Annotated in this window: 19 protein-coding genes; 10 read left to right on the top strand and 9 right to left on the bottom strand. The window is 52.3% G+C overall.

Translation table 11 applies throughout. From position 1 onward, the window contains the following. Window positions 1-8 precede the first annotated feature (8 nt). Entirely contained in the window at window positions 9-1,289 is a 1,281-nt protein-coding gene (locus H7U12_RS17395; protein ID WP_186640374.1) for an aspartyl protease family protein, read from the bottom strand. A 382-nt stretch (window positions 1,290-1,671) separates the two neighbouring features. On the opposite strand from H7U12_RS17395, the gene H7U12_RS17390 reads away from it, so the two are divergent. The 3 genes from H7U12_RS17390 (at window position 1,672) to H7U12_RS17380 (ending at window position 4,226) form a co-directional block, all read left to right on the top strand. After that, window positions 1,672-2,169, top strand: coding sequence for a hypothetical protein (locus H7U12_RS17390; protein WP_186640372.1), 498 nt, complete (start codon window positions 1,672-1,674; stop codon window positions 2,167-2,169). Window positions 2,170-2,205: 36 nt separating this feature from the next. Further along, the gene (locus H7U12_RS17385; RefSeq protein WP_186640370.1) at window positions 2,206-2,628 is read left to right on the top strand and encodes a DUF2721 domain-containing protein; all 423 of its coding nucleotides are present in this window, start codon (window positions 2,206-2,208) and stop codon (window positions 2,626-2,628) included. Between the two features lie 365 nt (window positions 2,629-2,993). Next, on the top strand, window positions 2,994-4,226 hold the full coding sequence (locus H7U12_RS17380; protein WP_186640368.1) for an S-adenosylmethionine:tRNA ribosyltransferase-isomerase: 1,233 nt from the start codon (window positions 2,994-2,996) through the stop codon (window positions 4,224-4,226). Between the two features lie 189 nt (window positions 4,227-4,415). Here the strand turns inward: H7U12_RS17380 and H7U12_RS17375 are convergent, their stop codons facing one another. After that, entirely contained in the window at window positions 4,416-5,750 is a 1,335-nt protein-coding gene (locus H7U12_RS17375; RefSeq protein ID WP_186640366.1) for a RagB/SusD family nutrient uptake outer membrane protein, read from the bottom strand. A gap of 33 nt (window positions 5,751-5,783) precedes the next feature. Then, the gene (locus H7U12_RS17370) at window positions 5,784-8,792 is read right to left on the bottom strand and encodes a SusC/RagA family TonB-linked outer membrane protein (RefSeq protein WP_317170790.1); all 3,009 of its coding nucleotides are present in this window, start codon (window positions 8,790-8,792) and stop codon (window positions 5,784-5,786) included. A 556-nt stretch (window positions 8,793-9,348) separates the two neighbouring features. Between H7U12_RS17370 and H7U12_RS17365 the strand changes: the two genes are divergently transcribed. Next, window positions 9,349-10,224, top strand: coding sequence for a DUF2911 domain-containing protein (locus H7U12_RS17365; protein WP_186640362.1), 876 nt, complete (start codon window positions 9,349-9,351; stop codon window positions 10,222-10,224). A 104-nt stretch (window positions 10,225-10,328) separates the two neighbouring features. Here H7U12_RS17365 and H7U12_RS17360 read toward each other — a convergent pair whose 3' ends face one another. The 4 genes from H7U12_RS17360 to H7U12_RS17350 form a co-directional block, all read right to left on the bottom strand. After that, on the bottom strand, window positions 10,329-10,913 hold the full coding sequence (locus H7U12_RS17360) for a nitroreductase family protein (RefSeq protein ID WP_186640360.1): 585 nt from the start codon (window positions 10,911-10,913) through the stop codon (window positions 10,329-10,331). Between the two features lie 22 nt (window positions 10,914-10,935). Next, window positions 10,936-12,642, bottom strand: a complete 1,707-nt coding sequence (locus H7U12_RS17355; protein ID WP_186640358.1) for a sodium:solute symporter — start codon at window positions 12,640-12,642, stop codon at window positions 10,936-10,938. Next, window positions 12,639-12,764 (bottom strand): hypothetical protein, encoded by a 126-nt coding sequence (locus tag H7U12_RS22815; protein WP_255897151.1) that lies wholly within the window; start codon window positions 12,762-12,764, stop codon window positions 12,639-12,641. The genes H7U12_RS17355 and H7U12_RS22815 overlap by 4 nt, the downstream gene beginning before the upstream one ends. Before the next feature lie 189 nt (window positions 12,765-12,953). Then, window positions 12,954-15,443 (bottom strand): PIG-L family deacetylase, encoded by a 2,490-nt coding sequence (locus H7U12_RS17350; protein ID WP_186640356.1) that lies wholly within the window; start codon window positions 15,441-15,443, stop codon window positions 12,954-12,956. A gap of 367 nt (window positions 15,444-15,810) precedes the next feature. On the opposite strand from H7U12_RS17350, the gene H7U12_RS17345 reads away from it, so the two are divergent. Continuing rightward, window positions 15,811-16,095, top strand: coding sequence for a hypothetical protein (locus tag H7U12_RS17345; RefSeq protein ID WP_186640354.1), 285 nt, complete (start codon window positions 15,811-15,813; stop codon window positions 16,093-16,095). A 123-nt stretch (window positions 16,096-16,218) separates the two neighbouring features. Here the strand turns inward: H7U12_RS17345 and H7U12_RS17340 are convergent, their stop codons facing one another. Together H7U12_RS17340 and H7U12_RS17335 are read right to left on the bottom strand one after the other, a co-directional pair. Then, entirely contained in the window at window positions 16,219-16,887 is a 669-nt protein-coding gene (locus H7U12_RS17340) for a hypothetical protein (RefSeq protein ID WP_186640352.1), read from the bottom strand. Between the two features lie 243 nt (window positions 16,888-17,130). Next, complete coding sequence (locus H7U12_RS17335; protein WP_317170789.1) at window positions 17,131-17,910, bottom strand: OmpA family protein; 780 nt, start codon at window positions 17,908-17,910, stop codon at window positions 17,131-17,133. 409 nt (window positions 17,911-18,319) lie between these two features. Here H7U12_RS17335 and H7U12_RS17330 point away from each other — a divergent pair, with 409 nt between their 5' ends. The 5 genes from H7U12_RS17330 to H7U12_RS17310 all read left to right on the top strand — a co-directional run bounded on the left by H7U12_RS17330 (window position 18,320) and on the right by H7U12_RS17310 (window position 23,359). Further along, the gene (locus H7U12_RS17330; RefSeq protein WP_062542310.1) at window positions 18,320-18,541 is read left to right on the top strand and encodes a CDGSH iron-sulfur domain-containing protein; all 222 of its coding nucleotides are present in this window, start codon (window positions 18,320-18,322) and stop codon (window positions 18,539-18,541) included. A 125-nt stretch (window positions 18,542-18,666) separates the two neighbouring features. Then, the gene (locus H7U12_RS17325) at window positions 18,667-20,133 is read left to right on the top strand and encodes an APC family permease (protein ID WP_186640348.1); all 1,467 of its coding nucleotides are present in this window, start codon (window positions 18,667-18,669) and stop codon (window positions 20,131-20,133) included. Between the two features lie 640 nt (window positions 20,134-20,773). After that, window positions 20,774-21,331: a porin family protein gene (locus H7U12_RS17320; RefSeq protein ID WP_186640346.1), complete on the top strand. Its 558-nt coding sequence runs from the start codon at window positions 20,774-20,776 to the stop codon at window positions 21,329-21,331. 400 nt (window positions 21,332-21,731) lie between these two features. Further along, window positions 21,732-22,250 (top strand): GNAT family N-acetyltransferase, encoded by a 519-nt coding sequence (locus tag H7U12_RS17315; protein ID WP_186640344.1) that lies wholly within the window; start codon window positions 21,732-21,734, stop codon window positions 22,248-22,250. Between the two features lie 68 nt (window positions 22,251-22,318). Next, window positions 22,319-23,359, top strand: a complete 1,041-nt coding sequence (locus H7U12_RS17310; RefSeq protein ID WP_186640342.1) for a zinc dependent phospholipase C family protein — start codon at window positions 22,319-22,321, stop codon at window positions 23,357-23,359. Window positions 23,360-23,465: the final 106 nt, after the last annotated feature.

Here is a 23,465-nt window from a genome sequence, read left to right as displayed (position 1 = left end):
ACAAAAACTTAGATCAGGTCCTGCAAGTGGATGGTGGTATTAAAGGATTTCAGCTCGCGGCTTACTTTCAACTGTAACCGGCGCTTGGGGTACTTCTGAAACATCTCCAGTATCTCGCCCAAGGTTTGGTCAATGCACTCCACGCCGTTGATGCTGAGAATGGCGTCGCCGGGTTCCAGGCCGGCCCGCTGGGCTGGTGAATTGGGCATTACCTGGGCAATGGTGTAGAAGTTGAAGCCGGGAATAGGACTGAGCAGTTCTAAGCCGCTTAGGTTGTAGTAAAACGGCATTTTGTATTTGCGGCTGGGCTGCAGGAGCATTCTGGAGTTGGCGTAATCAAACACCACCTTGAACCGCTGCAGCACATCGGCGCCCAGGTTGCCGTTCCGGTTGTTGAGGCCCAGCGCGTGCCTAATGGAAATGGAATCCGGGAAACAGGCGGGCGGCTTCTTTAGGGTGAATTGCCCAATCTCAATGGTTTCCAGACGCGCAATCTCCCCATGAATGTCGCCGTTCAGCCCTCGGCCCAGGTAGGCTTCAATGCGTTTGTCCGGGATTTTGACCTCGGGGATGGTAGGCGGGTACAGCAGCATGGACGTACTCATCCCGCTGTCCACCACCAGCCGCAGCGAGTGCTTTTTGCCGTCCGGGAAGTTTGCCTGCACCTGCACGTACGGCTTGGAGGCTTCAATCTCCAAGGGGATGACCGAACTCTTCAGGGCTTTTTTGCGGGGATACGTGCCAGGCTTGTACAGCGTCATGACCTTGCTCTCATAATCAATCTCCACCACGAAATCCTTGAACAGAGGGTACCCGATGATCCCGTGCACCTCCATGCCTACCCGCGAGGAGAGATTGAAAATATTCTGCTCCAAGAGCAACACCTTCTGGTTCTTGGATTCCACCCCTGAGAAATTGATGCTGTTCCCCGAGGACAACATCGCCTTGATGCCCTCGCCGCTCCCCAGGCCGCGTAGGAAAAGCTTCTCCACATTGTTCAAGGTGATGGTATCAAATTGTCCTATTTCCAGGAGCAGGGTTCTGTCTACCCCGGTGTCCACCACAAAATTGAGCGGACTGGAATTATTGATCTTGATGGGAATGATGATGAGGTTGTGCACCAGCGTAAAAGGAATTCTGGCGCGTTTGCGGTTGTAGAGAAACTTCAAGCCATCGTCTTCCAGAGACAATTCCTGCCCCAGCAGCGCCATGGGAGCTCCTATCATTGCGCAGAAAAGCACAAAGATCCAGAAACCCGGGAATAAAGTCTTCAGCAGCGCGGCCCCCATACGTGGTTTATTCAGTCTTAGTAAGTTAACTAAAATCCGCAGGAAAGTAAACCCTTCCAAATGATTCTTTATCTCTAAATTTTCATACTAAAGCACAAGCTAAATGCCGCGACCGCTGCTTTGTTTTGGTAAGATTTGACTGGTCAGGATTGCATTCCGTTTTGCGGCAGGAACTGCCTCTGCCCTGTTTGCGTAACCAAAGCGGTAGACCTGTTTTGGTACGCCGGTGCAGCCCTCTAAGGCTTTGCTCTCCGTTTTGGGGTGGTTTTTAGAAAAATAGCCCGTAAACGCATTGGTTCTTTTCCTAACTTGCCGCCGGTTCAGTACCTATATTTTTCAGGTCTGAAACCTCTTGTTGATTTTTATATTTTAGTAGCTGTCCATGAGCGATTCTCTTTACCAACAATTACTGGAGCAGGTGTTTGGCTTGGAGCCAGCCCCCCTCAAGACCGAAATCACTCCTTTGTACCGTGAGCTGGAGACGGCGCTCCAGGAAGCACGTCCGGGCCGGAAAAGCCAGGAGGAAGTGAGTTTCAGGTTTGAGCGCCTGCGGTTGGGATTGGGCATCTCGTTATTACAGTTGCTCACCGATCTGGGCGGGGACGAAGAAAGCGCCCAAGTGCGGGATCTGCTGCAGGAGGCCCTCCAGGCCACCAATGTGCAGGGCATTGACAAGGTGATCCAGAACCAGAGCCATCTGTTTGAAGAACTCTACACCGATCTGTTTGTGAATGCCGATGCGGAACACATCCTGGCCCTGTTTGAGGAGACCCTGAATGCTTCTTCCAAAGAGGAAACCGATGATCTTATTGCCAGCGCCCTGGAGATTGCGGAGGACCTGGAGTTTCAGTCTGAGGAAGATGACACCCCGGAAGAATAGCTTCGTCAGCTTATCTGCCGCCGCGTACGTGCTGCCATGGAAATAACGCTCACCACTCCTGCCCTGCTGTTTCCGGCGCTCTCTCTGCTGCTGCTGGCGTTTACCAACCGGTTCCTGTCCTTAGCGAAACTGATCAGGGATTTAAAACCCATCTACAAAACTAGCCACAGTCATCTGGTCTACGGCCAGATCCAGAACCTCCGGCTCCGGCTGGTCCTCATCCGCAACATGCAGGCCTTCGGGATTGCCAGCATGTTTTCCTGCGTTTTGTGCATGTTCATGCTCTACGCCGGCTTACAAACAGCCGGTAAGATTGTGTTTGGGGTAAGCCTGGTCTTACTGATGGTCTCCATGGCCTTATCGCTCTGGGAAATCCAGATCTCCGTAAAAGCCCTGGAACTGGAACTAAGTGACCTGGAGCAGGACGAGGACATCGCCCCCATTCATCCGGTAACCTGAAACAGCCCAGCTTCCAGTTTAGAGGCCGGTTTTCAGAAAACAGACTTAAAACGCAGCCTGTCAACTATTCAGGTTTCCCGATGTTCTGAAGGCTGAACTTCCCCCCTTTCAAGTTTCCTGGAGTAACTTGGTTCTGATTCGATCTTTCCGTGTCACGCTGGTTTCGCTTCCAAAACGCTCGCCTCCTCCGCCGAAAAGCACCTCCAACTCTGCCACTCCTCTGGAAAATCGTATACGCTCCTAAAAAGCCACATTTTCTTATGATTTGTTTCCTCAGAACTTCAGTTGAGGAGCATGAAAATACGTTATAATTATTGTTGCTAGCCTCGGCTTCATACCTTTGTTTTTTATTGTGATTGACCTACATGCCAACACCTCATCCGCGCCAACTTTCCATCACTGATTTCACCTACACGTTACCCGAGGACCGGATTGCTCAGTTCCCTTTGGAGAACCGGGACCAGTCTAAGCTCCTGCTGTACCGGAATGGCCGCATCGCTGATGCCCAGTTCAAAGACCTTCCCGCGGCTTTGCCGTTCAATTCGCTCCTGGTTTTTAACGATACCAAAGTAGTGCAGGCGCGGCTGCGTTTCCAGAAGCCAACCGGCGGCATGATTGAGTTATTCTGCCTGGAGCCCCTGGAGCCGGTGCGGGAAGTGCAGCAAGCCATGCAACAGACGTACTCCGTAGTGTGGAAGTGTCTGGTAGGAAACAACAAACGCTGGCGCGATGGCCGCCTGGAAATGCCCTTGGGCCCCTTCCCTTCTGACGGTTCCCTCTGGGCTGAACGCCTGGCACCCGCCGAGGAAGGATTTGCCATTCACTTCACCTGGTCGCCCGGTCACCGCACCTTTGCCGAGATACTGGACATGGCCGGTCTTCTTCCCTTGCCTCCTTACATGAACCGAGATGTAGAGGAAGCCGACCAGGATCGCTACCAAACCGTGTATGCCTCAGAAGCAGGCGCGGTAGCGGCCCCCACGGCCGGTTTACACTTTACGCCGGAGGTTCTGGAACAGATCAACGCTAGAGGTCATCAACAGGCCTTTGTGACCCTGCACGTGGGGGCCGGGACTTTTAAGCCGGTGAAAGCAGAGTTGATGGAATACCACTACATGCACGGCGAGCAGCTATCCGTGAGCCGGGCTTTTGTGGAGCAGTTGCTGTACCATGGTCCGCACCCCGTCATCGCCGTGGGGACTACCTCCATGCGCACGCTGGAAAGCTTATACTGGCTGGGAACCGGTCTTTCCCTGGGCATTCTTCCCGGTGAAAGTGAGGAACTGCTGGTGCCCCAATGGTTCCCGTATGAGGTACGCACCACGCTTTCGGTACAAGAGGCCCTGGAAGCAGTCCTCTACCACCTGGACAGCCGCCGGTTAACCCATTTACACGCCACCACGCGCATTCTCATTGCCCCCGGTTATCAGTTTAAGATCTGCACTGGTCTGGTCACCAACTTCCATCAACCGCAAAGCACCTTGTTGCTCTTAGTTTCGGCTTTGATTGGTCCTTCCTGGCAAAAGGTGTACCGGCACGCCCTGGCTAACGGCTACCGTTTCCTGAGCTACGGAGACAGCTCGTTGCTCTTGCCGTAAGGCAGGAAAATTATAGCTTTTTAGAAAAGCTATGTAAAAAAAAAACCTCATACTTAAAATAACTAGACCTGGGTTTTAGAAAAGAAATAAGGTTCAGACAACATTGACTCATTGGCAACCAGGAACTGAATATCATTAAAAGAAAAGGGGAGGCTATAGCCTCCCCTTTTCTTTTAATGATAAATCAAATTAGCCTCCTAAGTATCCGGGGTTCTGAGTTAGATTTGGGTTTGCATCTCTCTCGCGCTGAGGAACAGGGAACACTAAATTGTTCGCATTGTAAGGGAAAGTACCCACTGCACCTTTGGTACGTTTGATGTCATGGAGAAGCTGTCCTTCAAAAATGAGTTCAAGTTTCCGCTCCTGCAATACTTGTGGCAACGTTACTGTAGTCACGGGTTCTAAGCCAGCACGCTCTCTAATGGTATTGATGTCGGCGACGGCGCTAACACCACCAATGTTGGTACCAGTTCTCAAGCTAGCTTCTGCACGGGTAAGATACATTTCAGCAAGGCGCAGAACTGGAACAACAGCGAACTGCTCATCAAACTTATTGGTGTATTCGTCCTCATAGATACCGAGCCGTTCATCTCCAGCTTCGTACTGATTGATCAGTTTATCCTGAATTTCAACATCACCACGCTGAAGTTGGGAGTAATAAGTGTTTAACTCGTTAATACCATCCTGTGAGGTTACCTGAATAGCGAAGATGTCTTCAGAACTATTGCCAGTGTTATTGAACGCCTGCGCATACGTATCAGTAAGTCTGTATCTACCTGACTTAATTACCCGGTCTGCGGCGTCACCTGCATCCAAGAACTTTTCCTGTTGTAAGAACACCCGGGATAACATGCCGGCGGCGGCCCCCTTAGTGGCGAAGAAACCGTTGGTAGGAGGCAATAAAGCTTCTGCTTCGGTCAAGTCTTTCAAAATTTGTGCATAAATCTCAGCAACGGAGTTCCTGCTGACAAAAGAAGCCTCATTGATGATATTGGTAGGCTCCAGAACCAAAGGAACCCCGGGGTTGGTAGCTGGATTTCCATCCACCCAAGCCTTGCCGTACAACTTGATCAGTTCAAAATAGATGGATCCTCTTAAGAACTTAGCTTCTCCTTCTACCCTGGCTTTCTTCGCCTCATCCACTTTACTTATATTAGCCAGCACACTGTTTGCGATGTTTATGACGCGGTAGCTATCTAACCAAGTATTGGCAATAAAGGAGTTGTTCTCCAAAATCACTTTATCATACACCTGACCTGGCTGAGCGAAAGTGCCCACGAAGGCTATATCACCATTATTAGCCAATAAGTCTGATAAAAACTGAATGTCTCCACCATAGACATCAGCGTCTCCGGCAGCATCATATGCTCCCACCAGGGCTGCCTCTACGTCAGAAGAGGTGGCTAGTGCCTGCCCAGTCTCTACTGACTGCTGCGGATCAATGTCTAGTTGGTCATTGCAGCTAAACAGAAGGCTGGCAAAACCCAAGATGACAACGTATGCTTTTATATTTTTTCTTTTCATGACATGTTCTTTTACGTGTTTCAGTGCTTCTGCTTAGAAACCGATGTTAATCCCGAAAGTGAAGGTTTTGGCCTGAGGGGCACCATAGAAATCGTTTCCCTGAGAGATGTTACCAGCTAGGTAGTCAGTGTTTACTTCTGGATCCCAACCTTCATAATCAGTAAAGGTCAACAGGTTCAAGCCAATGGCATAAATCCGCACCTTATCTAAGTGAAATTTCTGGGTGAAGGAGGTTGGCAAAGTGTAACCCACCGTCAGGTTTTTCAATCGCACATAGGAACCATCAGAAATGTAGCGTGAGGACGGATCTGTTCCGTTGGCGTATCCCAGGTATGCTCTTGGCACGTCTGTGATATCATTAGGTTTTTGCCATCTTCTCAACTGGTCTCTGGTTTGGTTATCAAACCAGCTAGCACTGGCACTCATGTAACTTCCTGCACCATTGTAGATTTCATTGCCTACTACTCCCTGGAAGAGAACACTCAAATCAAAGCCTTTAAAGGAGAAGTTATTCGTCAAGCCAAGGGTATAGTCTGGATTGGGATTACCGATAACCACTCTTTCGGCAGAGCTGTAGTCACTGGTGGTTTCTCTGTTCCTGCTACCATCTGGATTCAGGGTATTCAAATAGTAAATGGCGTCACCGTTAGCGGGGTCAACACCAGCATATTCCACCCCGAAGAACACGCCAATAGGCTGTCCTTCCACTGCACGGTTCAGGTAGCCACCTTCAATGATTTGACCTTGCAGGTCAGTGATCTTGTTGCGGTTTCTGGAGTAGTTGAAGTTAGTAGACCATTTGAAATCACCCACCAAATTGTCTGAGTTCAAGCTGAACTCAAATCCTTTGTTCTCCAGTTTACCCACGTTTTTCAACTGAGTTCTGTAACCACTGGTGCCTGGAACGTTCACGTTTAGCAACAGGTCATCTGTTTTCTTGATATAATAATCAATCTCCCCTGAAAGTCTGCCGTTCCAGAAGCCGTATTCCAAACCAAAATCCAGCTGAGCCGTTTCTTCCCACTTCAAGTCTGGGTTCTCAATCTGGGTTGGTCTTTGCCCTGGAGTTCCACCGTAACCGGCATCTCCTGAGTACAAGCCCAAAGAGGCCGCGTTAGGGATTTCAGCGTTACCAGTGATACCATAGCTACCTCTTAGTTTCAGGTAGTTAATAAGGTTTGAGTTTGCCAGGAAAGACTCCTCACTAAGAATCCAGCCCAGAGAGGCTGCAGGGAAAAAGCCGTATTTGCTATCATTCCCGAAACGGGAAGAACCATCAACACGGCCGCTTAAACCCAGTAAGTATCTGTCTCTGAACTTGTAGTTCACTCTGGTGAAGTAAGACAGAAACGAATAGTCTGTTCCAGAGGAAGAACCTTCAGTAATGTCAGCCGCACTGGCAATTGTCCGGTAAGCATTACTTGGGAACTGTTGCCCTTCCACATAATTCGTAGTCTGGTTAGATTCCTGATAGCTCATACCCAGCACCACATCTATAGAATGAACATCCGCAATGTTGGTGTTATAGTTGAAGAAGTTGTTGGTATTGTAATTAGCAATCTGGGAAATGGCACTAATTCCGGTACCGTTAGGCGTACCCGTATTTCTGGCAGTTAATCTACCGTAGTAAGCGTTTTCGTTCTGGTTTAACAAATCCAGGCCAAATTCAGACCGAAAGGTCAAGCCATTGAAGATCTTATAGCTGGCATAGACGTTGGTGAAATTACGGTATACCGTCGTCAGGAAGTCTGCATCAATAGCATTGAGCAAGGGGTTGTAGTACAGCGGGTAGTTCGTGTTAGGACGACCGGTAGCGGGATCAAGGACACCACTGACTAGCTTCGTTCTAGGGTCAATAGCCGGGGTGATAGGCGGCAACGCTACAATCTGCATTGGCGTACTGAAGGCGTTGTCATTGCTCAGACGATAGTTCTTGGTACGGGTTAAACTAAAGTTCATACCCACAGAAAGCCTTTCTGTTGCTTGATGGTCCAGGTTCAAACGGCCACTCATTTTCTCAAACCGGTTCTCAATCAGGATTCCTTCCTGATTGCTATAAGAAAGCCCCGTAAAGAATCTGGTTTTCTCCGTACCACCGGCAACACTCACGTCCATCTGATTGACTGAGGCGTCTTGGAATACCTCATCTTGCCAGTCAGTATCATAAGTCAATGGGTCTGTGGCTCCGGCAGCATAGCGCCGTAAACGAGTTTCTAAGAACGCCGGCCCATAGTCAGAACCATACCGCTCTTCTGAGTTAGCAGCAGCCTCTCTAAAGAGTTCTACATATTCAGCAGAATTCAGGAATTCACGTTTACGGGTTGGTTTGCTAAAACCAGTGAAATAACTCACGTTGATTTTAGTGTCTCCGGAATTTCCTCTTTTCGTAGTGATCAGCACTACCCCATTTGCCGCTCTTGAGCCATAGATTGCCGCGGCAGCTGCATCTTTCAATACCTCAATAGAAGCAATGTCATTCGGGTTCAAGTCTGCCAAAGGATTGGTGGGCGCACCATTTGCATTTGGAACACTGGTGGTCAATGGCACCCCATCCAACACATACAAGGGTTCGTTACCGGCACTTACGGAAGAAGATCCGCGCACCCGCACTTTGATGCCTTGGCCAACTTTACCATTCTGCTGTTCAACAAGCACCCCAGCAGTTCTTCCCTGCAAGGCATTCTCAAAACTGGGGGTAGGCGTATTCTGGATATCCTCCGCTTTGATGGAAGCAATGGAACCAGTTACCTCCCGTTTTTCCTGGCTACCATAGCCCACCACCACCACCTCTTCAATGGTTTTGGTGTCCACTGCCAACCGGACGTCCACGGTAGATCTGGTACCTACCGCTTCTTCCCGGGGAGTAAACCCGATGAACGTGAAAACCAAGGTAGGCGAACCAGTCACACTGATTTGATACCGGCCCTCTACATCCGTGCTCGCGCCGATGGTGGTGCCCTTCACCACCACGCTCACGCCAGGAAGCGCCGAACCATCAGCCGCCGAAGTAACCCTCCCGGTGATGGTTCTATTTTGCGCCATCGTGCTAAAACTTAGCACATTGAGCAAAAACAAGAACAAGAGTAAAAGTTTTTTCATTTGGTTTGTTTTAATAGTTTGTTAATTGGTGTGTAACATTTACATAAGATAAGAGATCGAAATTATATTACAAGAGGCCTGCCCTAGGCTTGACTAGTCATTCGCCAACTTTATAAGAAAATCACCACCTATACCACCTTTTAAGCTACTAATAATCAATCAATTAACCAAACATAAGAGACTTTTTAAATTTACATGTATCTACCTAAGAAAATAGATAACTGGCCTCAGGCTATTCTTCTGAAAAGGAAGTTTAATTCTAACACACTTGCATCCTATTATTAAATTGGCAAAGTATCAGGTTTAAGCTAACAGATATGACATCAAAACTAAGCTACATGCAATGATGTCATAAACATGATTCCTGCAAAGGTCTATGTGAGTTCTTTGCCTTTGCCACTAACTTAGATATGCCCTTTTCCACCACCCCGGCTTTAGGCATACTGCCAGCTTTTCGCTAATATTACAGGCATATTTATTCCTGCTAAAACCCTAAGACATGAAAAAGATAGTACACATGAATCTGGTGTGGGCATTTGCCCTGGCTATGTTCCTTTTCGGCAATGCGGCCGTTGCCCAGATCAAGACCCCGGCGGCAAGTCCGGCTGCCACCTTGAAACAAACGGTTGGTTTAACTGACATCACCGTAGACTACTCCCGCCCCAGCACGAAAGGCCGGAAAATCTTCGGGGATCTGGCTCCTTACGGAAGACTGTGGCGCACCGGGGCCAACGCCTCTACTAAACTGACGTTCTCTGATGAAGTGATGCTGGAGGGCAACAAGGTGCCGGCGGGTCAGTACGCGCTGTACACCATTCCGGGTGAAAAGGAATGGACCATCATCATCCACAAGAACACCAAGCACTGGGGAGACGGCGGCAACGATTACAAGACCGAGGAAGACGCTGTGCGGTTCAAAGTAACCCCTGAGAAATCCGCACAGAAGATAGAGACCTTCACCATCGGGTTCAGCGACCTGACCAACAACGGCGGCGTGATGCAGATCATGTGGGAAAACACCATTGTTCCCGTAAAAATCACCACCGATGTGGATTCCAAAGTTATGGCCCAGATCAAGGAGAAAGTGATCAACGGCACCAACGTTCCCCCGGCTTTATATGCGACGGCTGCGTCTTACTACGCCGATAACAACAAAGACATGAAGCAGGCCCTGACCTGGATGAAAATGGCCAACGAGAAAGAACCTAAGTTCTGGACGCTGCACCAACAAGCCAAAATGCAAGCCAAGTTAAACGATTTCAAAGGCGCCACTACCACTGCCCAGAAGTCCATTGAACTAGCCAAGAAAGAAAACAACGCCGACTACGTGGCGCTGAACGAGAAGCTTCTGGCCGAGATTAAAAACAAGAAATAATACTTTAGGGCTACTTTTCTAAAAACGGCCTCAAAACAGAACCCCGCTGCGGAAGCTTCTGCAGCGGGGTTCTGTGTTTCTATGCAAGCGGTTTTCTGGTGGTGTTACATCCAGCGCACTTTCTCTTCCAGCGGCGTTATGCGTTTCCCCGTTGGTTCCGGCGTGTCAGCATACCCCAGGTACAGAATGCCCAGCACGGTATCTTCCTCGCGAAGCTGCAGCAGTTCCTTCATGACCGGATGGTAGGCCATTCCGCCCGAGCCCCAGTAACTGGAAATACCCAGGGCGGTAGCGCCTAGCAACAGGTTCTGAATGGCGCAGGAAGTGGCGGCAATTTCTTCCAGCGCCGGGATCTTGGGCAATTCGCCGCGCTGCATGTAGGCCACGATCACGTGCGAGGCGTGGTCTCCCATGTGCAACAGCTTCTCGTACTTCATCTCCAGGAACTTGTCGGGCGAGGTATGCGACCGGTAAAGCTCGGCATGGGTGCGGCAGAAATCGTTCACCTTCTCCCGGGCATACACCACAAACCGCCAAGGCTCGGTGTGGCCGTGCGTGGGCGCCCAGTCCGCGAGTGAGAGCAACTCCTTCATTTGGTCATCGGGGATGTACCGGCCGTTCATCCGGGGCGGTTTGGTGGTTCTGCGGCTCTGGATGATGTGCTGCAAGGTCAGGAAAGACGGATTCATAGCTAACGGTAAAAAAGAAAAATCAGGGAGCCGGTGAAGGCAGCCTCTGCTTGGGCAGCATCGGCTGCAACAGATAAGCAAAGCCCACTACCAGCACTGTTCCAATCAGGTTGTACCAGAGATACGCAATAGCAGTGTAGTAGTATAGCAGGAAGATGAGCAACTGCGTAAGCAGGGCGGCCCAAAACACCGCATTTCCGGCCAGTCGCTTAAAGTAGAAGGCGGCGATAAAGATTCCCAGCACGGTCCCGTAAAAAAGCGAGCCTAGAATGTTGACCGCCTGAATGAGGTTTTCGAGCTGGGAGGCGAAAAGGGCAAAGAAAATGGAAACTGCTCCCCACCCTACCGTCAGCCACCTGGAAGCACGCACATAATGTTCATCAGAGGCGTTGCGCCGCAGCGAGCGTTTGTAGACATCCACCACCGAGGTAGAAGCCAGCGAGTTAAAGGCGGAGGCCGTACTGCCCATGGCCGCGCACAATACCACCGCCAGCAGCAGCCCAACCAAACCGCGGGGCAATTGCTGGGTCACAAACGTGAGGAACACATAATCGGTGTCTTTCAGGTCAGTATCCTGATTATAGGTTTTCACCAACTCCTGGGCCTGACTTCGGAGGTCTTTCCTTTTCTCTTCGGCCTGTTGCATTTTGAGGGCGGCCTGGTCTTTCCCCGCTTGATCCTGGGTCTGATGCGCCTGCACCAGGGCCAGCGTCGCGGCTTTCTTCTCCTGAAACGCCACCTGACTTTCTGATTCCAGTTTCTGCCAGGCCGGAGCCGCAGAGGATGCCAGTACATTGGCGGCCTGTTGTTGATTGAAGTAGAGCGGTGGCGCGTAGAACTGGTAAAACACGAACACCAGTACGCCCACCAGGAGAATCAGAAACTGCATGGGCACCTTTACCAGCCCGTTCATCAGGAGGCCCAACCGGCTTTGGGCGATGGTCTCGCCGCCCAGGTAACGCCCCACCTGTGATTGATCGGTCCCGAAGTAAGACAAGGACAGAAAGAAGCCGCCAATCAGGCCCGACCAGAGGTTGTAGCGGTCATTGGGGTTAAAGCTCAGGTCTACCAAATTCAGTTTGCCCGCCGTGCCGGCCACCGCCATGGCTTCCGAGAAACCCACGTTTTCCGGCAATAGCCGCACCACCACAATGGCCGCCGCCAGCATGCCGCCCAACATCACCGCCATCTGCAGGCGCTGGGTCTGGCTTACGGCTTTGGTGCCGCCCACCACCGTGTAAAACGTCACCACCACCCCAATGAAAAGGATTGTAGCGGTCAGGTTCCAGCCCAGAATAGCGGACAGGATGATGGCCGGGGCGTAAATGGTGATTCCCGTGGAAAGCCCCCGCTGCAGCAGAAACAAAAGCGCCGCCAAAGAACGGGTCTTCAGATTGAACCGGGTCTCCAGGTACTCATAGGCGGTAAAGACTTTGAGCCGGTAATAAATGGGAATGGCCGTGATGGACAGCACCACCATGGCCAAAGGTAACCCGAAGTAGAACTGGATGAAGCGCATGCCATCATCAAAGGCCTGCCCAGGGGTGGAGAGAAACGTGATGGCGCTGGCCTGGGTCGCCATGATGGAAAGCCCCATCATCCACCAGCGCTCGGTGTTATCGGCCCGCAGGTACCCGGACATGTGCTGCGCCTTGCGGGTTTTCCAGACGCCGTACAGCACTATGAACGCAATGGTGCCTACCAGCACTCCCCAATCCAATCCGCTCATTTGTAGGCTTCGGTAATGAGGTAAAACAACAGGATTAGGACCGCCAGCACGCCCAGCACCAACCAGTACATGGAGGTCCAACTCTTAAAGAAGGGCGGCGGGTCTATATCTCCTTTGGTCATGGTGTCTGGGATGAGGTGGAGGGCACATCTGCCCGGTGTAGCGTTTAGGTGGTTCTTGCTTCTTATTGATGAACGGTCTTACCTAAGAATGATTTGATCCATCCGCATAAAACTGGTAGTTCATCTGGCAAGGATTACTGGTACGAATCTCCGTTTTGGGGCCGATTTTAGAAAATCAGCCCTGAAACGCTATTTCCCTAACGAAAGCATGTTCACGAACAACCGATATGCGCCGGGCACGCCGGCCGGTAATTCCCTGAAAAACGAATACCCGGTATACACATAGTAGCCTTTGCCGTACTTGGCCACCAGCAAACCACTGTCTTTGGGCGATTCTCCCGGGTCATTGGCAGAAAGGATGGCCTCGTACTCCGGGGCCCACTGATTGGGAAAATACAATCCACGTTCCTGCACCCATCCCCGGAAATCCTGCTCGGTGATCTTGTTAGGGGTATTCAGGACCGGATGATTGGGTTTCAGGAACCGCACGTCAGAATCCTCCACCGTCACGCGGTCGTTGGACAGCTTCAGGGCGTAAGGCCCCAGGTTGGGAGTGACCAATCCGTTGCTCACATTGTACTGCACCACCAGCGTTCCGCCATTCTGCACATACTGCAGAAGCTGAGGCTGCTGAAATTTGAGGCGTTCCATGGTATTGTACGCCCGCACGCCCACCACCACGGCATCGTATTTCTGCAAGGCCGCCGCCGACAGGTTCTCTACGCGTAACTGCTCCACGGCGTAGCCAATCTGCTGCAAACTTGCGGGTACTTCATCACCGGCTCCCATCAGGTAGCCAATCACCTGCCCTTTCCGCTTCAGGTCCAGTTTCACCGCTTTGGCTACGGCCTCGGGGAAAAGGGTTTGGGTAGGAATGTGCGCGTACTGGATGGTTCTGAGGCTTTGGGAATACGTTTTGCCCTTGGAGGTGACCACCGCGCTGATGGCGCTCTCCGTCTGAGCTGCCCCCGGGTACACCTGGAACGTAAACGTCTGCTCCTCGTCTTTCTGGCTTAGTTTGATGGAATGATTGGCCGGTTCAGAACGCCAGCCTTCCGGCAGACGCAATGAGACTTGGCCCTCTACCTGGTCTTTTCCAGCGCGCACCCGCACGGTCACGGGTTTGGGTTGGGCATCGGCGAAGACGTAGACTTTCTCGGTGATGTTCACGAAAACCGGCGGCGCAATCTCAAACGGACGGTACTGCTCGCCCTCCACGGGATCGGTGCGCTTGTACACCACCGGCACGGCAAAGGTGAACGGTTGCCCCTGCACCGTCAGATGGAGGTTTACCTGCGCCGCGGCGGGGTTCTGGGCCAGACCAATCAAGGCCGGATCATCTACCCGGAACATGCCGACGGAACCGGGCACCTGCAACCAGTAGGGCTGAGAATAAGGCATGGCCGCCGGAACCGTTTTAGAAGTCTTGAGAAACAACGGCTTGTTCATCTCCAGTTTCTGCTGCAACGTGGTATCCTGATGAGCGAACAGGTACTCTACTTTGGTGAGGGTCACCGGAACGGCAGAACGGTTCACGGCCTCCAGCGACAACGCCACCTGCTCACCCGGCGAAACCGAATAGTCCCTCACCGACGACGCTTCCAGATACAGGCCCAGGCAGGCTTTGAGTACCTCCTGCAGTTCCTGCTGCTTCACCGTTTTCCAGTAAGAGGCCGGCAATTTGGTTAGCGCCGCGTGGGCTTTCAACAAAACGGGCACAGACGCGGCCGGATTAGCCGGATTATACGACTTCAACGCTTCGCCTAACAGCTGGGCCACGTCTTTGCTGCCGGGCACCCGGCTCCAGGACGTAGACACGCCTTCCAGCACATCGGTCTTGGCGGGCGCGCCTTTCAGGAACTCGAAATATTCCACGGCCTCGCCTCGGGTTCCGCTGCTCCCGAAACCCTGGCTTTTGTGCATGCTGCGGCTCTGGGCGGCAATTTCGTTGTAGGACCTTCCCAGCAAGGGGTTGTAGACACCCGCATCCAGCACCAGTTTGTCTGAGGTGTCAAATTTCTGGTTCTGGCTGTAGAAAAACGAGGAGGTGTTCCAGAGCAGGCGTTTGGCTTGCCAGGGCTCCACGGTTTTCAGCTGCTCGGGGAAACGCTTGGGATCGGCGGCGGCATCAAAGGCTTCCACCGCGATCATGGCCGAGGCGGTGTGGTGGCCGTGGGTGCCGCTGGGCTCCGGCGAGAAACGGGTGATGATGACATCGGGCCGGAATTTCCGGATGGTCCAGACGGCATCGGCCAGCACTTGCTCTTTGTTCCAGATGGTGAACGTTTCGGCGGGATTTTTGGAAAACCCGAAGTCGTTGGCCCGGCTGAAAAACTGTTCGCCGCCGTCTACCCGGCGGGCTTGCAGTAGTTCCTGCGTCCGGATGATGCCCAGCTCTTCCCTGATCTCTGAGCCAATGAGGTTCTGGCCGCCATCGCCACGGGTGAGGGACAGGTAGCCGGTCCGAAGTTTGCGTTCGTTGGCCAGGTAGGCAATCAGGCGGGTATTCTCGTCATCGGGGTGGGCCGCAAAGTACAGAACGCTGCCCAGCACGTTGAGTTTATCCAGCGCCAGCCTGATATCGGCGGCGTCTGGCTTTTTAGGCGCTTGCGCGAGGGAGGGGGAGGAGGCCCCGCAAGCCAGAAGCAGGGAGGCCACTACAACACGTACAGAAGTCATGTCTACGTTCAAGAGGTCAGATGATCTAAAAGGAAGCCTGTACTGGTTCAGCCAGAAGCATCCTCCGGTAAAGCTATGGAATTTTACAGGAAGTGCCGTCAGTAGAAAGCTGAATTACCGCCGCGCTGCGACCTATATTTTCTTCCCTGGCCCTGTGTTGCCGCCCCTGCCGTTTCAGGCCCGTTTTCAGGAAAGAAGGCCGAAAACAGGTTTGAACACTTAGCTCCTGCCTTTGTTTTTAGATCCTGCTTTAGGCCTTTTTCACTGGTGTTTTCTGATGCGATCCTCGGCCCATAGGAGCCCCATAACTTTTTTGCGGCTTTGCCAGTTTAGAGTATGTGAAACAGAGCTTAAAAACACCTACACTATGAAAAAACTACTCATGATATTGGCCGTGGCTGGTAGCACCAGTTTTGTGGCCTGTGATTCCCAGACCGGCGGAAACACCAACTCGGCGGGAACAGACGCGGCGCAGAATTCCAGCAACCCCAATAATAACAGCAGCATTGTGAATGCGCCTACCGATGACACCACCGGGGCCGCGGCCACCGAGAAAACGCAAACCCGCGTGGGCAATTCTGAAACCCGGGGAGAATCCAACAACTCCAACTCCAACACCACCCAGAACCAGGTGCTGAAAGACAGCCTGTAATCGGGTTTACTGCTTAAAACCACCGAGGCCGTTTAGGGCCAGTTTTTCAAAAACTGGCCCTAAACGGCCTCGGTGTATAATGGGAGAACCGCAACCGGGAAGCTGGTTTCCTGGTGCCGGTGGTTACTGCTTCTTGGCTTTCTTCTGCTCCTTGAACTCCTGACCAGAACGCAGGGTATGGAATTCGCCAATCAGGGTCCGGATCTTAAGTTCGTCTAAGGGAGTAAGCTCGTCTTCCACGGCTGCTTTGCGCTTGCCCAGGTTCTGGAGGATGTACTGGGCGTAGTCCCAGTCGCGGGAGGTCCAGTTCTGGCGTTTCACGCGCACGTTCTGCATAAACCGGATGTAGGCTTCGCGCATGTGGATGGCGCTGATGTTCTGCACATTCCCGAAGGAGCCCAACAGTTCTTTTTCGCGCAGCCGCACTTCCTCGGCCTGAAGCGGTACCTCATCGGCCATGGGCCTGGCCTCCAGTTCCTGGAACCTGGTTTTCAGCTCCAGAAAATCGCGCTTGGAAGTTTCAGAGAGGCCCTGAAAGCTGCTCTCAATCTTATTGGCCTGCCGCGCGAAGTCGCTCTTAATAGTTGGCCACTCGGCGCGGGTGGTAGTGGAAACTTTGTCAGACTGAAGCTTCACCCATTCCTTGAAGCTCCGCAGGTCCTGCTCTACGGCAGACTCCTGGGTTTCTGTGGCGGGTAGGGTTTCCTTCTTCTCGGTTTCCTGCGCCCAGGCCGGGGAGGAGAACACGGTTGTCACGCCCAGAACCAGTCCCAGAATCGTTCCTTTTTGCATAGTTGTCTTGTAAAGGGTTTGTCGGATGCCAAATCAAAGGTAAAAATTTTCCTGAAAGGCCTGCTTTCTCTATAGCAAGAACAACGCCAAAACGGTGGAACACCGTATCTGGCAGGCGCTGCGTTTTTAAGCTGATTTTCCAAAAACGGCCCAAAAACGAAGGCCCCGCCGGAGATGCTCCGGGCAGGGCCTTTCAAGGGATTGATGCCAATCTTCTAGTGCCTATAAGAGCACCGCACCAGTTTAGTTTTTCTCCAGAATCTGGAAAAGCTCATCCAGTTTCGGGGTGAGGATGATCTCGGTTCGGCGGTTTTTCTGGCGGGCATCGGCGGTGGTGGCGGGGTCAACCGGCACGTACTTGGAACGGCCCGATGGCGTTACCCGCTGCGGGGCCACCCCGGACTCGGTGAGGATACGGGTGATCTCGGTGGCGCGCAGCACGCTCAGGTCCCAGTTGTCCTGCATGCCGGCGGTGCCTCTGGCCACGGGCACATCATCGGTGTGGCCTTCTACCACCACGTTCACGTCTTGCTGGTTCTGCAGGGCTCCGGCCAGTTTCTTCAAGGCTTCCTGGCCCTGCGCGTCTACTTTGGTAGAGCCGGACTTGAACAGCAGCTGGTTGGAGAGCGAGACATATACTTTCCCGTTGCGCACGTCTACCGTTAAGTCTGAGGCTTTGAAACCCAGCAGGGCTTTGCTCACCACCTGCCGAAGGTTGTTCACGGCGCGGTCTTTCTCGTCTAAGATGCGTTGCATCTCGGCCAGGCGGGCTTCGCGGGCCTGCAGATCGGCGGAGAGTTTATCTACCTGCTGGTTTTTGGAGTTCAGGTTGGTTCTGAGGGAAGCCTCGGTGGAGGCTTTTTCGCTGGCCAGATCGGCTTTCTCCTGGTTTAGGCGCTCTTTGTCTTGCTGCAGACGGGCCCGCTCGCTTTCCAGCTCGGCTTTCTGGCGGGTCAGTTCGTCCTGCAACACTACCAGGGAACGGTTCTCCGCCAAGGCGGCCTCATATTTTTTGGATGACACACAAGATCCTAACAGGCCTAACGCCAGAACGGCGGGCAACACAGGGGTCAAGAAGTTTTTTTTCATAGAATAACTTAAATTTTACGCTTTAGAAGTCGCACAAGCTAACGTATTTATACGTACGCAGCCCTGCCTCCAAGGTTAAAACACCGAAAATTTTGGGCAGCATGCAAATCTGGAGCCTGGTTCTGCCGCTCTTTTCGCCCTTTCACCATTGGTCAAAGCTCCTTTCCAGCTGCCAGGCGCGGACAAGGTTTTGCGCAGAATCCCAAAGCCAAATGTAAAGCTTTGGGCAAAAATACTATCTTTGGATCGAGGCTGTCCTGTTTTCCGGTGACAGCACCGGAGCAGACAGATTCTTCCGCCTCACCGTTTCTTTACCTTTTACCCCTATTTTCTTAAAAACAGCATGAAAACAAAACTTACCGTGAACAACAACGGCTCGCTTAAAATTGAAGGCGAGTTTATCATAGTAGATCCGCAGGGCAACGAGTACAACCTACAGGGCCGCGAAGTGGTGTCTATCTGCCGCTGCGGTTTATCCCAGAACAAGCCTTTCTGTGACGGTTCGCACAAAGGTCATTTTGAGCACAACGCCGTGGCCTTTGAGTTGCCGCCGCGCAAAGTATAAACAGGACAGTTAGTTCCGAGTTCTGAATCAGGACTCACACCGGAAATGAGCGGAGAACCTGTCTCTGCTCATTTCTTCCTCCTTCCCTTCACAATTGCTTCCATCTTCTTTCGTCACTAGTTTCTATGTCTGAAACCTCTACGGGATTTAAGCGCGAGATCAAATTATTTGATGCCGTCATGTTGGTGGCCGGTTCCATGATTGGGTCCGGTATTTTTATTGTCAGTGCGGACATCGGCCGATCGGTGGGCAGCACCGGTTACCTGCTTTTGGTGTGGGGCCTTACGGGCCTGATGACCCTGGCCGGCGCCCTGAGCTACGGCGAACTGACCAGCCTCATGCCCCGCGCGGGCGGGCAATACGTGTACCTGCGGGAGTCTTACGGGCCGCTGGTGGCTTTCCTCTACGGGTGGACACTTTTCCTGGTCATCCAGAGCGGCACCATTGCGGCGGTGGGCGTGGCGTTTGCGCGGTTTACCGGCGTGCTGGCACCCTGGTTTTCGGAAGAGAACGTGCTCCTGGATCTGGGCTTTTTGCAGTTCAACACGGTGCAGTTGCTGGCCATCGCCTCCATTGTACTGCTGACCTTGATCAACCAGCAAGGCGTCAGGAACGGGACCATCATTCAGAATATCTTCGGGAGTACCAAGCTGATCGCATTGTTTGCGCTGCTGGGCTTCGGCTTGCTTCTGGGCACCAATCCGGATGTCATCGACCTGAACTTCTCTAATCTCTGGGATGCGCAGTCGGTGGTGCTGGACAAGGAAAGCGGGGCCATCACCCGCACCACGCTGTCGGGTTGGGCCTTGTTGGTGGGCATCAGCACGGCCATGATCGGGTCGCTTTTCTCCTCAGATTCCTGGAACAACATCGGGTTCTCCGGCGATGAGATCGTGAATCCCAAGCGCACCATTGTGCTGAGCATGGCCATCGGGACGGCGTTGGTGACCATCCTGTACATCCTGATCAACGTGGTGTACCTCACCATTCTGCCTTTGCAGGGAGACCCGGGCGCGACAGACGCCCTGAGCCGCGGGCTTCAGTTCGCCAGCAATGACCGGGTGGGAACGGCCGTGGCTGAAGTCATTGGCGGTGCGCCCGCGACCATCGCCATCGCCATCCTGATTATGATCTCTACCTTTGGCTGCAACAACGGCGTGATTCTTTCTGCCCCGCGGGTGTACTACGCCATGGCCAAAGACGGCCTGTTTTTCCCGAACATGGCCAAACTGAACAAGAACGGCGTGCCCGGCGCCGCCTTGGCAATCCAGTGCGTGTGGGCCTGCGTGCTGTGTTTATCGGGTCGTTACTCAGATTTGCTGGACTACGTGATCTTTGCGGTGCTTCTGTTTTACATTCTCACCATTGCGGGCATCTTCATTCTGCGCCGCACCATGCCAGATGCGCCCCGGCCGTACAAAGCCATCGGTTACCCGGTGCTGCCGGCGCTGTACATTCTCATGGCGTCTTTTATCTGCATCGTGCTCCTGATCTACAAACCCAACTATTCCTGGCCCGGCCTCATTCTGGTGGGCGTAGGTATTCCGGTGTATTTTCTGTTCGGGAAACGCTTTCAGAGAGTACAGGAATAGGTTCTGCCTTTCAAGAATAACATGCCGCTGTTTCGTTTCAAGACGAGGCAGCGGCATGCTGCTTTAGGGGCATTTTCCGGAAAAGAGGCTTAAAATGGAGAGGACGTAAACGCGAGAAGCCTTCTCTCTTGAGAAGGCTTCCCTGTATTGGTTAAATAACTTCGTCTCTACTTCTGATGTGGCTTTCGCCTTTGTGTGACCAAGCGTACTACTGTCGTATCCCTTAAAAAGCTAGACCATAAGATCCATTTTATTTAAGTTTTAACGTCAGCGATTCGGCTCAGCTTTTACGACATCTGGTTCAGGACATCATTTAACCAATCATGCTTTCTGTCTTTAACGTTTGTTAATCCGCAGGGTTTTAGTTGGTTTAGATTTCCTCATCAATTTCTACCACCTTTATTTCTGGCGGGTAATAATTAGTGAACCTCGGCTCTAGGGGCCAGTTGGTTGGTTTCAATCGGCCTGCCTCAGTTCCTTTCCGCCGTAAAAAACCGGAGAACTCCGGGCTTCTTTTCGCAATAACCGTTCCTTCCGATACCTTTGCAGGGATATTGCAGCCCAAAGCGGAGTGCCTGGTCATATCTTCCGCTTCTGGTTGCCGTATCACTCTTACTTTATTTCTTACGTTTTCAGTTTTATGAAGAAGATCTTATTCTTAGTGGCTTTTGTATGGTGTGGTTTTCTGGAGGCCGAGGCCCAGACCAGCCTGGGGTTGAAGGGCGGACTTAACGTCTCCACCATCAGAATACCCGGCACCGAACTGGACCCGCGCATTGGTTTCCACGTGGGGGGTTACGCTTCCACGCCTATCTCCAGCCGGTTTGCCCTGCAGCCCGAGGTGCTGTACTCGCAGCAAGGCGTGGATACCCGGGACTATGAGTATACCTTCAACTACCTCAACATCCCGCTCATCTTCAAAGGAACCATCTCCGGCGGACTGCACGCGCAGGTAGGTCCGCAATTTGGCATTTTGCTGGCCGCTCACCGGAAACAGGGCCGAAACTCCCTGGACATTACCGATACCCGCAACCGCTACGACGGAGCCATTGCCCTGGGCTTGGGTTATGACGTGTCTAACCTGCAGGTCTCGGCCCGCTACAACCTGGGCATCTCTGACACCCGCGATGACAGCGACAAAGGGCTGGACCATACCAACAACGTCTTTCAACTTTCCCTGGGCGTACGTCTCAGATAGAGTTCCGCCAGCTATTATTCTCCTGAAAAGCCAAGTTTTCTTTCCTGCTGTCAGCGGAAAGAAAACCTGGCTTTTTAGCATCTCCCCCTTTCCGCTTCGCCAAAATTATTGAGGATTTACGAAATCTATTTCAGGGCCATTTTCCTGAAAACGGCCCTGAAACGCACCGCGCCAGTCAGACTTCACCCCTTCTCCCAATTCTTGCAATTTTGTTTCTTGTTCAACTACAGGGCCTTACCAACGTCTCAAGTTTTTTCGTGTTTGTAGGGGTTGCGGCCATTACCTTTGTCTTGGCTTTAGCAGCGGGCGGCGCATCAGGTTCCTGAAACGTCAGAGGCTAATAACATTAGAATGCCGCTGCGCATTTGTTTACCGGCCCCGCTACTTTACTTTATTCTTTATGGCTGTGCAGACTTCAGACTCCATCACCATCCACCCAACTACAGACGCCGGGATCATCCGGGAAATTGCCCACGCCACCTGGTACCCCACCTATGGAAGCATCCTCTCAGGGGAACAGATTGACTTCATGCTAACAGAAATCTATTCATTGGAGGCATTGCGGAGACAGATGGCCGAAGGCCAAACGTTTCTGCTTCTCTCCTATGGCGGCACCCCGGCGGCCTTTGCTTCCTACTCCCTCTCTAATGCCGCTGAGCGTCGGTACAAATTGAACAAACTCTACATTCATCCGACCTATCAGGGCCGGGGGGCCGGGAAACGGCTTCTGCAAGAAGTGATACTTTGCACCAAGGCCCTGGGGGCGGAGAAATTGGAACTGAACGTACACCGCAACAACCCCGCCCAGCATTTCTATTTCAAGTCTGGTTTCAAAATCACCAAAATTATAGACATCCCTTTTGCCCAATTCACACTAAATGACTACATTTTGGAACTGAATCTCTTAGAGACCAGTTGATTCCGGCAAACCGATGGTCAGGCAAAAACACCTGCCTACCTTCTAAAATATCGTCACATAAAAGCACTATGTTTTACAACCGTATTAGTAAATTTATATTAATACTTGGAATCATTCTGAGCACTTCTATTTCTGGACATTCCTGGGGATTCTTCGGGCATAAGGTGATTCAGCAACTGGCCATCTACGGCTTGCCCAAAGACATGCAGAAGTTCTACCACCGGAACATGACGCTTCTGGTGGAGACCTCGGTACGGCCCGATGAGCGCCGCAGTTCAGACCCCAACGAGGCGCCGCGGCACTTCATAGATTTGGAGGCGTTTGGCGAGCATCCCTTGGAAAACATGCCCCACGCCTGGGACGCAGCCGCGGCCAAATACAGCGTAGACACCTTGCAGAAATATGGCTTGGTGCCGTGGCAGGTCATCAAACTGAAGGAGCGGTTAACCCAGGCCTTTTACAAAAAAGACAAAGACAGCATCCTGTTCTACTCGGCAGATCTGGCGCACTACCTCCAGGACGCCCACGTTCCCCTGCACACCAGCCTGAACCACGACGGCCACCTGACCGGCCAAACCGGCATGCACAGCCTCTGGGAATCTAAACTGCCGGAGCAGAACCTTTCTTCCTACAACTTAAAGCACCAGAAAGCGCAGTACTTCAAAAGCGCCGAGCAGGAGATCTGGGAAGTGGTACGCGCCTCCCACGCGCTGGTCCCGCAGCTGTTGGCCATTGAGAAACAGGTAAGCCAGAATTTCACCGAGGCCACCAAATACACCGTCACCGAACGCAACGGCCGTTCCCGCAGAAGCTACTCAGATGCCTTCGCCAGTGCTTACAACCAGGCCTTGGGCACCATGGTGCAGGACCGGATGCGTGCCTCGGCCGAGAAAACGGCCTCCTTCTGGTACACCTGCTGGGTAGACGGCGGCAAACCAGACCTGTCACAGCTACTGGCCACCCCGCGCACCAAAGCCGAGGACAAACAGCTCAAGCAGGAACAGAAAGCCTGGAAAAAAGGCACTTTGCAGGAAAAGGATCTGCTTTTGACAAAGATCAGGATTTCCCTGATGGATGTGGTGGAGTGGATAGGCACCACCCTGGGCTAACGTGCTCACGCCGTACCCGTTTTTTGCCTTGCTTTGAGATAATGTGCCAAAAATCTGCTGTTTAACCCGTACTTTTGCCGTCCGCGTTTAACAACAGTAGAGACAC

It is taken from the genome of Rufibacter sediminis (genome assembly GCF_014269285.1).
GTDB lineage: Bacteria > Bacteroidota > Bacteroidia > Cytophagales > Hymenobacteraceae > Nibribacter > Nibribacter sediminis.
Note: the sequence above shows the minus strand (reverse complement) of the source record. Positions and strands in the feature narration are given on the sequence as shown.